General features: G+C 63.4%; 13 protein-coding genes and 1 pseudogene. 9 read left to right on the top strand and 5 right to left on the bottom strand.

Annotated features, from left to right (window positions below; all coding sequences use genetic code 11):
• Window positions 1-21 precede the first annotated feature (21 nt).
• Entirely contained in the window at window positions 22-264 is a 243-nt protein-coding gene (locus ASG39_RS23420) for a helix-turn-helix transcriptional regulator (RefSeq protein ID WP_062693292.1), read from the bottom strand.
• A 629-nt stretch (window positions 265-893) separates the two neighbouring features.
• Between ASG39_RS23420 and ASG39_RS23415 the strand changes: the two genes are divergently transcribed.
• From ASG39_RS23415 to ASG39_RS15355, 7 genes and pseudogenes are all read left to right on the top strand, one after another.
• On the top strand, window positions 894-2429 hold the full coding sequence (locus ASG39_RS23415) for an AAA family ATPase (RefSeq protein ID WP_162241369.1): 1536 nt from the start codon (window positions 894-896) through the stop codon (window positions 2427-2429).
• Window positions 2426-2618: pseudogene (locus ASG39_RS23920) on the top strand (hypothetical protein); the annotation flags it as partial. The gene ASG39_RS23415 and the pseudogene ASG39_RS23920, both read left to right, overlap by 4 nt.
• A gap of 296 nt (window positions 2619-2914) precedes the next feature.
• A complete protein-coding gene (locus ASG39_RS15375) occupies window positions 2915-3331 on the top strand; it encodes a nuclear transport factor 2 family protein (RefSeq protein WP_062595838.1) in 417 nt (138 codons plus the stop codon).
• A 3-nt stretch (window positions 3332-3334) separates the two neighbouring features.
• Complete coding sequence (locus ASG39_RS15370; RefSeq protein ID WP_062595837.1) at window positions 3335-3850, top strand: sigma-70 family RNA polymerase sigma factor; 516 nt, start codon at window positions 3335-3337, stop codon at window positions 3848-3850.
• Window positions 3847-4656, top strand: coding sequence for an anti-sigma factor (locus tag ASG39_RS15365; protein WP_062595836.1), 810 nt, complete (start codon window positions 3847-3849; stop codon window positions 4654-4656). The genes ASG39_RS15370 and ASG39_RS15365 overlap by 4 nt, the downstream gene beginning before the upstream one ends.
• On the top strand, window positions 4653-5546 hold the full coding sequence (locus ASG39_RS15360) for a LysR substrate-binding domain-containing protein (RefSeq protein ID WP_062595835.1): 894 nt from the start codon (window positions 4653-4655) through the stop codon (window positions 5544-5546). Before ASG39_RS15365 ends, ASG39_RS15360 begins: the two co-directional genes overlap by 4 nt.
• Window positions 5543-6247, top strand: coding sequence for a uracil-DNA glycosylase family protein (locus tag ASG39_RS15355; protein WP_062595834.1), 705 nt, complete (start codon window positions 5543-5545; stop codon window positions 6245-6247). Before ASG39_RS15360 ends, ASG39_RS15355 begins: the two co-directional genes overlap by 4 nt.
• Here ASG39_RS15355 and ASG39_RS15350 read toward each other — a convergent pair.
• Window positions 6234-7385, bottom strand: coding sequence for a TDT family transporter (locus tag ASG39_RS15350; RefSeq protein ID WP_062595833.1), 1152 nt, complete (start codon window positions 7383-7385; stop codon window positions 6234-6236). The two genes, ASG39_RS15355 and ASG39_RS15350, sit on opposite strands and share 14 nt — an antisense overlap.
• 197 nt (window positions 7386-7582) lie before the next feature.
• Here ASG39_RS15350 and ASG39_RS15345 point away from each other — a divergent pair, with 197 nt between their 5' ends.
• On the top strand, window positions 7583-7987 hold the full coding sequence (locus tag ASG39_RS15345; RefSeq protein WP_062595832.1) for a DUF305 domain-containing protein: 405 nt from the start codon (window positions 7583-7585) through the stop codon (window positions 7985-7987).
• Window positions 7984-9366, top strand: coding sequence for a hypothetical protein (locus ASG39_RS15340; protein ID WP_062595831.1), 1383 nt, complete (start codon window positions 7984-7986; stop codon window positions 9364-9366). The genes ASG39_RS15345 and ASG39_RS15340 overlap by 4 nt, the downstream gene beginning before the upstream one ends.
• Before the next feature lie 358 nt (window positions 9367-9724).
• Here ASG39_RS15340 and arsK read toward each other — a convergent pair whose 3' ends face one another.
• The 3 genes from arsK to arsC are packed head-to-tail and all read right to left on the bottom strand — an operon-like array spanning window position 9725 to window position 12031.
• The gene (gene arsK, locus ASG39_RS15335; protein ID WP_062595830.1) at window positions 9725-10912 is read right to left on the bottom strand and encodes an arsenite efflux MFS transporter ArsK; all 1188 of its coding nucleotides are present in this window, start codon (window positions 10910-10912) and stop codon (window positions 9725-9727) included.
• Window positions 10909-11634, bottom strand: coding sequence for an arsenical resistance protein ArsH (arsH, locus tag ASG39_RS15330; protein ID WP_062595829.1), 726 nt, complete (start codon window positions 11632-11634; stop codon window positions 10909-10911). Before arsH ends, arsK begins: the two co-directional genes overlap by 4 nt.
• Window positions 11609-12031 carry an arsenate reductase (glutaredoxin) gene (gene arsC, locus ASG39_RS15325; protein WP_062595828.1) on the bottom strand — a complete coding sequence of 141 codons (423 nt, stop codon included), beginning with the start codon at window positions 12029-12031 and terminating at the stop codon, window positions 11609-11611. Before arsC ends, arsH begins: the two co-directional genes overlap by 26 nt.
• Window positions 12032-12034: the final 3 nt, after the last annotated feature.

Here is a 12034-nt window from a genome sequence, read left to right as displayed (position 1 = left end):
GTCAGGGCTACGGCCCATCAGTCAATCAGTTCGCTCGTCATCATAAGACCCAGTCACAAAATTCGTGCGGATGCCCCAGCCATCTGCTGCACTTGGCGGAAGAAAACCTACGCCACGCTTAGCGTAGTAACGGACGAGTTTTTCCACACTCGCGATGCCGGCCACGCCCTTTTCGATCATATAGACAGTGCGCGGGCTGATGCCGGAATCTTCGGCGACCTCGGCCTGGGTCTGACCAAGGACTAGTCGAGCGACAGCAAGCATTCGTGACGGCGGCCTCATAGAGCTTTGGTGTCATCAAACGCTTCTTTCCGCAAACAAATGTTGACAATTGCGATGAGATCGCAAAAAAAAGCATATCAGCAGCAAAATATTGCGACTGATTCGCCATTCGACTTAATATCGATTTCTGCGAATCAGAATGAAAGAGATTGATGATGTTTCCGTACCTGAAAGCGGACAATGCGCGTAGACTCGCCTGCGTTATGCGCTGGATTGAGGCTGGAGTTCGCCCGTCGCTGACAGTTGTTGCAGCTTCAATCCTAGGCGTCTTCCGGTTGTTTTCATGCAGGACAGCCTGCCGGTCAGGGTACGTATTTGACCCATCCAACTCTGGACGACGATTGTGAAATCATTACCAGTCAGCATATCTACATGGGCACAGAAGTGGGTATCGCTCGAACAGGTAAGCGTTCTTGTCATCTTGGACGTCCGGCCGAGAGCTGAAACGAATGAACCCAACAACTCCTTCGATCCTCAAAGCTACCTGTCCCGCGTTGCTGGTTGATGGCGCCATCCCGATGCGTGGACGTGCCACCGCACCACATGTCCAAGCATCGCTGCGGCTTCTTCGCCGCATTGTCCAATAAATGCTCTCAAGGGATCATCCTGTGATGAACGGATCGCCATCATTGAACCGCCATTTCCAACGTCGCCAGAAGGCTGCAATCGCCGGACTGCACTTGCCGACGATCGAAGAATTGCTAAGAGGGATGGCGTTCTTCCGCGATGACATGGTTGAAGACATCCGCGAATATTCCGGACGACTGTCCGCGAGCGTCAAGAAGCGTAACGGGGCTGGACTCAAGCTTCTTTCTGCCAGCTTGGACATGCTCAATCTCGATCCGAGTGAAGATGGTGTGCTTGCGGTTGAGGTTGCTCTTGATCACAGCGATAAAGCCGAGCGATTGCCCATCGATCAATGCCGCATGCGGTGCCGTTTCTATCGGGCGGTATTTGGGAACGGCCAAGCGACAGCTCTGGTAGCTGGCGAAATCGCGCATCTTGCGTCTGAGGATCTTGGGTCGGGAAGGGGGAATGAACTACTTTCAAGGTCTCTAGGCTGGGCGCTGCAATCCCGTGCTCTCGATCGGCGACAGCGGCTTGGCATTTCCGTTCAAGGATATCCTGATTGGTTCTTGCCAGAGATTAGGACGTACGAAGTCCACTTCAGTAAAGCGATCACAAAAGCTGCGGGCAACGAGTCTGAAGCCCTTGAGTCAGCATTGGATGTCCTTGGGGTAGCCAACTGTGAAAAGAAGTCGTTGGAAGGTCTCGAGCGCCCTTGCGACGGTGTGGTCGTTTTCGGCGGCGTTGGAAATGAGGGGACGGCTGACGGTAAGCGAGTGGCAAGGGAGTTCGCGAAGTTGAGCCAACGTCCGTTGCCGCTGTCAGCCACACCAGAGCTGACCGGAATCCGATCGCGACTGGTTGCGGAGTTCCCGCATGCCGCAGCGGTTACTGACAAATTGCTACAAGACCTGAGCGGTCGGTCGACCGTCCACATGCGGCCGGTCATTTTTCTTGGATCACCCGGAAGTGGAAAGACTCGCTACGCCCGGCGATTGTCTGAGGAGCTGGGTACGCGCTACAACCTCGTTTCCTGCGGGGGATTGAGTGACAGTGCCATTGGCGGAACAGCTCGGCGATGGTCGTCGGGTGAACCTAGCCTGCCGATCATGGCGGTGTGCCAACATGGATGCGCCAACCCGATTGTCATTCTCGATGAGATCGAGAAGATCGGAACCAGTCGACATAATGGCAACGTTCACGATGTACTGATCGGACTTTTGGAGCTAGAGACGTCTGAGCGCTGGCACGACCCCTATCTTCAGGCCAACTGTGATTTGTCCCACGTATCCTGGTTGATGACTGCAAACTCGATCGAGCCAATCCCGAGCGCTCTGCGGGACAGGTGCCGGATCCTGCGTTTCCCAGATCCGGAAGCTGACCAGTTAGCCGTCTTCTCTGCGCGTATCCTCGAGCGGCTGTACATCGAAGCGGGTCACGATCCCCGCTGGGCAACACCGCTTGAACAATTTGAGCTGGATGCGTTAGCGGACGTTTGGACAGGTGGTTCGCTTCGAAGGCTGGAACGTCTTGTGGAGGGATTGCGGGAGGCGCGCGAACGCGCAAGGCAGCAACATTGAGACTCTTCGAAGGCTGCCTACTCTTTTTGGCAACGGTCGATGCCAGCAACGACGATGTGTCGGCGCGCATCCCCAAAACGCTGGCCGCCGCCAAGGGCGAAGGCGGGCTGAAGCCGGGCACTAAAATTCTTGACGAGCAATCGCCGAGCACTCTGCGTGAGCCGCGTCGTCGTGCGCGGAGCCCTAGGAAGAGCTTTTCGTAGGAGTTGAGATTAAAAGAAAAGGCTGGTTAGGAGCCGTGAGCAGACCGACTGGTTCTGGAGCTCAAGGAAGAATTAGCTGCCATAGAGCGTGAGAGACCTTCATGACCGATTCCGACGCCTCGGAGTCGTTTGGCGCCCTTTCAGCTTGCCGCCGTTAGCGGACGTTGCGTCTGAACGCCGAACTGAACCTGCTCGTCTCTAATTTTTAGTCCTTTGGGAATAAGCGCCGTTGCAGAACGTCTTCCGTTGGCCAATCGCGGCCGAACCGAAGGACACCGAGCCATGAAGACCCTTTTCGCAGCCATCACCATTCTTTCCGCCGCGGCTTCGACCGCGCTTGCGGGTCCCGCCGGCGACATGGCGAAGGCGCATATCGAAGCGATCGCCAAGGGCGATAGCGCCGCGGTCACCGCCGCCTATGCCCCGTCGGCAACGCTTCACTGGGTCGGGGGGCCGCTCGATGGCACCTACACGGGCCCCGAGATCGCCGCGACCTGGGCAAAGTTCGCCAAGGCGCAGACGGGCCTCAAGGCCACCATCGTCGAGATGCGCGAGAGCGTGAACTCGAAGGGCGCCACCGTCGTCGCCGATGTCGTCTTCGCCAACGACAACAAGATCCCGGTGCGCTACGTCATGATGTTCCGGGACGGCACGCTCACCGATGAGATCTGGCAGATCGACCCCGCGCTGGAGAAGTAAGGCATGTCCACCGACGAGATCGCGGCGCGGATCGAACCGCTCATTCCGGGCCTGAGGCGCTATGCCTATGCGCTGGTGCGCGACAGCGACGCCGCCGACGATCTCGTCCAGGACTGCCTGGAGCGCGCCGTCGGGCGCTGGCACCTGCGCCGGCCCGACGGCGACCTGCGCGCCTGGCTATTCGCCATCCTGCGCAACCTCCACATCTCAGGCCTGCGCCAGCACAAGCGGCGTGGGCCCCACGTGGCGCTCGACGAGATGGCCTCGCCGCCGGCGGTGGACGGCGACCAGGACGGTCGCGCCGGGCTCCGCGACGTCCTGGCTGGGCTCGATGCGCTCAGCGAAGAGCACCGCACCGTCCTCCTTCTCGTCAGCGTCGAAGACATGAGCTACGACGAGGCGGCACGGGTGATCGGGCTTCCGGTCGGCACGGTCATGTCGCGCCTGTCGCGGGCGCGTGAGAAGCTGCGCGCCATCCTGGAGACCGGGATCCGCGCGCCCTTGAGGAGAGTCAAATGAGCCGCAGGGACACGCCCGTCGGCGAGGACGACCTGCAAGCCTATGTGGACGGACGGCTCGAGGCCGAGCGGCTGTCCGCAGTCGAGGCCTATCTCACGGAGCGACCGGAGATCGCCGCGGCCCTCGATCGCGACCGCGAGATCGCCCGGACACTGCGCGAACGCCTTGCCTTCAAGGCCGGGGAGCCGATCCCGGCGCGGTTACGCATCGCCAACATCCGCGAGGCCCGGCGCGGTCGGTTTGCTGTCACGCGTCTGCGCCTCGCGGCTGTCATGGGCTGGCTGATCCTCGGCAGCTCCGGCGGGTGGCTGGCGAACGACGTCCTGCGCGTGCCGCCGCAGATGCCTCGCGTGGCGGTCATGGCCGACGAGGCAATCGCGGCGCATCGCACCTTCGTGGTAGAGGTGGTCCATCCCGTCGAAGTCCGCGCGGACGAGGAGGCGCATCTCCTGCAATGGCTGTCGAAGCGGCTTGGAACGCGGCTGTCGGCTCCGGACCTGACAGGGCTCGGATATCGGCTGATGGGTGGGCGCCTGCTGCCTGCGGGCGCAGGTCCTGCCGCGATGCTGATGTACGATGACGACCAGGGCACGCGTCTGACGCTCTTCGTGAAGACCGACGAGAAGGCCGAGACGTCGTTCCAGTTCGTCGAGGAGGACGGCATCTCCGCCTTCTTCTGGCGCGACGCCGGCCTTGGCTACGTTGTCTCGGCCGAGGCACCGCGCGAGCGGCTGATGCAGGTGGCGACCGCCGTCTACGACAGCCTGAACCGCTCGGCGCCGAGCCTTTCCGGCGATACGCTGTGACGCTCGACCAGCTTCGCGTATTCGTCGCCGTGGCCGAGCGCGAGCATGTAACGGAGGCGGCGAAGGCGCTGAACCTCACGCAGTCGGCGACGAGCGCCGCTATCGCTGCGCTGGAGGAGCGCCACGATGTCCGGCTGTTCGACCGCGTCGGACGACGGATCGAACTGACCGAAGCGGGGCGCCTGTTCTTGCCCGAGGCCCGCGCGGTGCTTGCGCGGGCCGAGGATGCCGGCCTCATGCTTTCCGAACTTGCCGGACTGAAGCGGGGTCGTCTCTGCATCGTCGCCAGCCAGACGGTGGCGAACCACTGGTTGCCGCCGGTGCTCGCGGGCTTCAAGGCCCGCCATCCCGGCATCGAACTTCGGCTGAGCATCGCCAACACGGCGCGCACGGCCGAGGCGGTGCTGGATGGCACGGCCGATCTCGGCTTCGTGGAGGACGAGCTCGGCGATGTCCGGCTCGGCACGCAACGCGTCGCCGATGATCGGCTGATGCTGGTCGCGGCATCAGGGCACAGAGGCTCTGGGTCTCCCGTCGCGGCCGGGGATCTTGCATCGGCGCGCTGGGTGCTTCGCGAACGAGGCTCGGGCACCCGCGCGATCCTCGAAGGTGCGCTCGAAGCCTTCGGTGTCGATCTCACCGCGCTGTCGGTCGAACTCGAACTGCCCTCGAACGAGGCCGTGCGCGCGGCGATCGAGGCGGGCGCCGGCGTCGGGATCCTCCCCGCCGTGGTAGCGGATGCCGCCCTTCGCACGGGGACACTGGTGGCGCTACCCTTCGACCTGCCGTCGCGCGGGTTCTATTCGGTGTTGGCGAGGGACCGTCACTCGAGCCGCGCGGTCGCCGCCTTTCTCGCCGAGCTGCCGACGATCAAGGTGCCGCCGGCGTGATCGATGGATCGACCACGTCCGGACGACATTCAGTCGACGCGATCGTCGAGCGTCTCGCGGCGCTGCCCGGCAAGGCCAACCTGTTCAACCCCTACGCCGGGTTCGACGCGGAGATTGAGGACGCTGACGCGCCGGTGACTCGCCGTCGCAATCTTCAACGCTATCTCGCCGCGTTGGCGGATCGCGGCGTCCGTGACCTTTGGCTCGGCGAAGCGCCCTCGCGCTTCGGAGCGCGTCGGACGGGCGTGCCGTTCACCGGTGACCGGCGGCTCGCCGACCTGTCGGAGCGGCTCGGCCTCGATCCGCCGCTGGCGCGGGCGACCCGCGAGACCCTGCCGACACCGGAGTCTGGAACCTCCCTGGAGATCTGGAACGCGATACCCGACCCGCTGCCGCTGTTCTGGAACGCGGTGCTCTTCCATCCCCATCGCGGCGTTCTGCCCTTGCGCAACCGGACGCCCACCTGGACCGAGATCGCCGAACATCGGAAGGTGCTGGAGATAATCGTCGCGATCTTCGCGCCGCGCCGAATCCTCTGCATCGGCCGGGTGGCGCAGCGTGCGGCGGACGGGCTCGGTATCCCCGCCACCTACGTGCGCCACCCCGCCCAGGGCGGCGCCGTCCGGTTCCGGGCTGGCGTCGCCGCGTTCCTCAACGACCGACCGCCGGCGGATGCCCCTCCTTCTCTCAGTCGGCCTTGAGGCAGGGCGAGACAAAGAGATCTCCCCTCCAGGCGCCGCGCACCGTCCTCGTGCCGACGATCAGCCAAAGCAGCGCCAGCACCGCGACGAGCAACGTGCCGAAGACGTGGATGGCAGCGATCGGCAAAAGGGTGCCGAGCTTCAGCGTAGTCACGGCATAGACACCAAGCGGGAACGTGTAGCCCCACCAGCCGATGTTGAAGGGAAGGCCATCGCGCAGGTAGCGCAGCGTCACGAGCACAGCCATCGCCAGCCACCAAAGCCCGTAACCCCAAAGGAGCAGACCGCCGAAGAAGCCGAGCCCTTCCGCAAACGCGCCGAAACGCTCCAGCCCGTTGGCGGAAAGGATCGCGGGTGCCGCGCCGCCCAGCGTCATCAGCCCGAGCGCGCCAGTGCCGATGGGTCCGAGCGCCAGCCAGCTCGACGCCGCCATGTTGGCGTGCGGCAGCTTGTGGATGGCCATGCGCAGGAGGAGCACGACAAGGATGCTGAGCGCGATCGGCACCGACAGCGCCCAGAGCGCATAGCAGAGCGTCAACACCACGAGCTGTGAATGCGGGTCGACGAGATGCGGCGCGAGCAAGCCGCCGGAGACGGCGGCGACTTCGGCCGCGACCACCGGCAGGAGCCAGACCGCCGTCATCTGGTCGATCGAGTGGCTCTGCCGGGTGAACATCATGAAGGGGATGGCAACCCCGCAGGCTGCTGCCATCGCAATGTCGATCCACCAGAGCGTCCCTGCGATCCTGACTGCGACCTCACCATAGCGCGGCAGGCCGAAGATCAGGAAGCCGTTGACGATGGTGGCGAGGCCCATCGGGATGCAGCCGAAGAACATCGACACGACGGAATGGCCAAAGATGCGCTTGGCCCCGTCGAAGAAGAAGATCCAGCGGGCGGCGTAGAGACCGGCGAAGAGTGTGAACAACGCGATGTTGAACATCCAGAGGCCCTCGGCCACCGGATGCAGCATCGGCATGTCTGCCTGGAACTGCGAGAGCGCGATTGCCAGGATCCCGGTGCCCATCGTGGCGGCGAACCAGTTCGGGGTGAACTGGCGCACGACCTCGCGCGGGCTGTCGAGGCGCGACAGCGGTTGGAGGCCGAGGGTGACGGCACGCATCTGTTCGAAGGTCATTGGCGGGGTCCTTATCCTGCTGGGGACCATACACAACGGGAATCGTTCGATCCAACGCGTTGTTTTGGTCATTTCGATCGATGGAGGCGATTAATCCTTCAGGCGCTTCGCCCCGAATAAATTTTGCCGCCACGGGAATAAAAGGCTTCCGCAAGCGTCTTTTTGTCGAACCCGTACTTTGAGGACCTTGTGATTCCATGCTGAAGACGCTTTTCCTGACCCTGGCCTTCGCCGGGGTGTCACTCTCCTCGGCAGAGGCGCAGGACGCGCACGCCCATCAGCACTCGCCGATGGTGCCGGCCACGCCCGACGGTCCACACTATGCCGAAGCGACCGCGGAGGCGATGGAGAGGATGCACGCCGGCATGATGTCGGCCCCGGTGACCGGGGATCCCGAGCACGACTTCCTGTCCCAGATGATCCCGCATCACCAAGGCGCGATCGACATGGCCAAGGCCGTCCTCGGCTCGACCTGGGACCCGGCGATCCGCAACCTCGCGCAGTCCATCATCACCGAACAGACCTACGAGATTACGCTGATGCGCTCGATGCTCGCCGCATCTGCCAACAAACCAAAGCCCGTTCCGGAGACAACCCCATGACCCGCACCGCCATTCTCGCCGCCGCGCTCCTCGTCTCGACATCGGCCTTCGCGCTGCCCGCCGCCTCAGACCGCGTCTACACCGCCGACCAGAACTCCAACACGGTCTCGGTCATCGACCCCGTCTCAAACAAGCTTCTGGGCCAGATCCGGCTCGGCAATCCGCGGCCGGACGTTCTGAGCCCCCTCTACAAGGGCGAGGTCAACGTCCACGGCCTAGGATTTTCGCCGGACCACAAGACGCTCGTCGTCGTCTCGACGGTGACGAACTCCGTCACCTTCATCGACACGGCGACCAATGCCGTGAAGGGCACGACCTATGTCGGGCGCAACCCGCACGAGGCCTTCTTCACGCCGGACGGGAGGGAAGTCTGGGCGACGGTGCGCGGCGAGGACTACCTCTCGGTGATCGATGCCACGACCTTCAAGGAGATGGGCCGTATCCCGACGACAAGCGGCCCCGGCATGACCAAGTTCTCGCGAGACGGCAAGCTCGCCTTCGTCGCCAACTCGTTCAACCCGGTGCTCGAGGTCTTCGACGTCGCGAGCCATGCGCTGGTGAAGCGGATCCCGGTCGTCTCGCCCTTCGTGCCCTTCGTACAGGTGAGCCCTGACGGCAGCGACGTCTGGCTGACGCACAAGGACGTCGGCAAGGTCACGCGCGTCGATGCCAGGACGCTCGAGGTGAAGGAGGTCATCGACAGCGGACCGATCTCTAACCATCTCGGCTTCGGCACGGTGGACGGCGAGACGCTGGTTTACGTGACGATCGGCGGCGAGAACGTCGTGAAGGTCTACAAGCCCGGCGAGACAACGCAGCTCGTCGCGACCATCCCCGTCGGCGCATTACCGCACGGCATCTGGGGATCGGAAGACGGCAGCCGCATCTTCGTCGGGCTGGAGAACGGCGACAAGGTCGACGTGATCGACACGGCCGAGCAGAAGGTTGTGGCCGAGATCCCGATCGGTCAGGCCCCGCAGGCCCTTGTCTTCGTGCCGGGCGCGGTGCCTGAGGGCGCGGGCACCGAGAACCTCATGCCGTTGAAGGCGGGTCCAGAGAACCTGACGCTATCGCTTAAGGCGCCTGAGGGCGCGGACGGTTCCGGCATGGTCGTCTCGCGCAATCTCGGGCTCGTCGATGCGATCGACGTCAGCGTCGCCAAGCTGAAGCCGATGACCGAATACGGCATGTTCTTCGAAGGTGAGGACGAGCCCGTCGTGGTGCTGAAGACCAACGACAAGGGCGCCGGCATGGCCTCCAGCATCGGCCCGGTGCGCACGATCGGCGCCCCCAGGGAGCCGACGGCGGGCAAGGAGCCGCGGCTGGTTGTGGTCGAGGGTCTGAAGGGCAAGGCTACCCCGGTCCTCGCCAGCCGCTAGAGACGGCTGGGTCCAAAATCGCCATTTTCGCCGCGAGCAACAGTCCGCGCCGAATTGGCTTGGTGGCATGTTCGCTGCGTATGGCGCTGTCTCTGGGGCCGATGATTGGACTCAAATTTGGGTGTCGCCGAACCCGTCGGGAGCAACTGAATGTCAGCTATCTACGAGTAGCAGCAGTAAGCGGACAGGCGGAAAACCACCCCATTTCGGCAGTAGCACCGACCAAAAAAGAAGATCTGCTTTCGGTATTCGGCCGAGGCCCGGTGGATGGCTGAAATGAGGGCGCGAAGCCGACGCCGCCTCCGGGCAAACCGGAACCTTGTGGTCGTCATAAACGATGGATTCAGCTTCGGTTCGATCAGGCTTGCCGTTGGAAGCGGAACAGAGTTGTAAAGGCGGCAACTGCCAGTAGCGCCAATACAATGATCCCGCCCACCGAAACACGGATGCCGAACCACTCCATCGTGAGGGCAAGTGCGAAGGGCGCAAGTGCCGAAGCCACCAGGCGGGCCGCCATCATCCTACCCTGAAGCTTGCCGTAGCCTTCACTGCCGAACAGCGCCAGCGGCAGGGTGCCGGACACGATGCTCAGCAAGCCATTGCCCATGCCGAAGATGACGGCAAAAACCATGGCACCGGGTATCGAGGGAGCACTCAGGATCAGGATCACCGCGCTGACCGGAATCAAGGCCGACGAGATCAGGGCAAGATGCAGGGCGTTGAGGCGCTTGCCGAACACCATATTGATCAGGCGGCTCGCCACCTGCGACGGACCGAAGAGAGTGCCGACGATGGCGGCGCTTGCGCCGAGCCCTAGTCCGGCCAGCAGCGGCACCATGTGCACCAGCACGGCTGCGCCCGCGAGGTATTGCAGGGCGAAGGCCGTGGTCATGAATAGGAATCCCGAGCGCCTGCGTTCCAGAGGCAGTGTGCCGAGCACCGGCTCGGTCGGGGATGATGCGGCCTGCTTGCGACTGTGAGTCACCCTCGTTGCCAGCCAGGCATGCAGCGGCAGGCAGACCAGCAGGTTGAGGCCTGCAAAGACCAGATAGACGTTCTGCCACGAGAGGTGCGTGTGCAGGCTCGAGGTGAGCGGCCAGAACAGTGTGGAGGCGAAACCCGCGATTAGAGTCAGGTAGGTGATGCTGCGTTGGGCCACGGTCGGCTGAAGCTGAACCAGGAGCGCAAAGGCGGCCCCGTACTGGACGAGGTTTGCGGCAACCTCGATGCCGATCAGGGCGGCGACATAGGTGGTTCTGCCGGGCGCATATGCGCAGGCAACCAAGGCGGCAGCGGCGACAGCCGAGCCGATGGTCATCAGCACACCCGCGCCAGCGCGGTCGATCAGGCTGCCGAGCCATGGCGCGGTGAACCCGCCGATCAGCAGGGCAACCGAAAGCGCGCCGAAGATCCACTCCTTCGACCAGCCGAAGCTGGCGCCCATGTCCGGCGCCAGGATGCTGAAGCTGTAATAGAGGGTGCCGTAACCGATGATCTGGGTGACACCGAGTGCCAAAATGGCCGCAACCGGCAGCCGTGCGGTCATATGGACGCGAGGCTCACGCGCTGCTCCAGCTTCTCGGCGGTTTCCTTGCGCTCGCTGTAACGATCGGTGAGATAGGCGGATGCGTCGCGGGTCAGCCATGTAAACTTGACCAGCTCCTCGCACACGTCGACGACCCGGTCGAAATAGGACGAGGGCTTCATGCGGCCGTCCGCGTCGAACTCTTGGAAGGCCTTGGCAACCGAGGACTGGTTGGGGATGGTGATCATCCGCATCCAGCGGCCGAGCACGCGCAGGTGGTTGACCGTGTTGAACGACTGGGATCCGCCGGACACCTGCATCACCGCGAGCGTCTTGCCCTGCGTCGGGCGGATCGAGCCGACCGCCAGCGGAATCCAGTCGATCTGCGCCTTCATGATGCCCGTCATGGCGCCATGGCGTTCCGGCGAGATCCAGACATGGCCTTCCGACCATTGCGTCAGGTCGCGCAGCTCCTGAACCTTGGGATGAGTGACCGGCGCGGCATCGGGCAGCGGCAGGTCTGTGGGATCGAAGATCCGCACTTCGCAGCCCAGCTCCTCCAGCAGCCTGCCCGCCTCGAACGCCAGCAGACGGCTGTACGATACGGTGCGCAGCGAGCCGTAGAGGATCAGGATACGAGGCTTGTGGGTCGAAAATGGCGGTCGCAGCGCGTCGAGGTCCGGCTGGCGCAGGTGGTCACGGTCGAGGGCAGGCAGATCAGCCAATGCGCTTGCCCTCCGCATCGAGGACCTGCTCGCCGTCTTCCTTGGTGAAGGGACCCTTGTGGGTGTCCGGCAGGATGTCGAGCACCACCTCGGAGGGACGCGACAGGCGTGTGCCAAGGGGTGTAACAACGAAGGGGCGGTTGATCAGGATCGGGTCCTTCAGCATGGCATCGAGCAACTGGTTGTCGGAGAGGTCCGGGTTGTCGAGGCCAAGATCCGCATAGGGCGTACCCTTCTCACGGAGGGCTTCACGCACGGTGAGGCCCGCATCCGCAATCATGGTTGCCAGCGTCGCTTTCGATGGTGGATGCTTCACATATTCGATGACCGTCGGCTCGATGCCGGCATTGCGGATCATCTCCAGCGTGTTGCGCGACGTGCCGCAGGCGGGGTTGTGGTAGATGGTGACGTCCATGGT

The organism is Rhizobium sp. Leaf371 (assembly GCF_001424045.1).
Lineage (GTDB): Bacteria > Pseudomonadota > Alphaproteobacteria > Rhizobiales > Rhizobiaceae > Ferranicluibacter.
The sequence above is the reverse complement of the archived record's forward strand: the minus strand, read 5'-3'. Positions and strand labels throughout refer to the sequence as shown.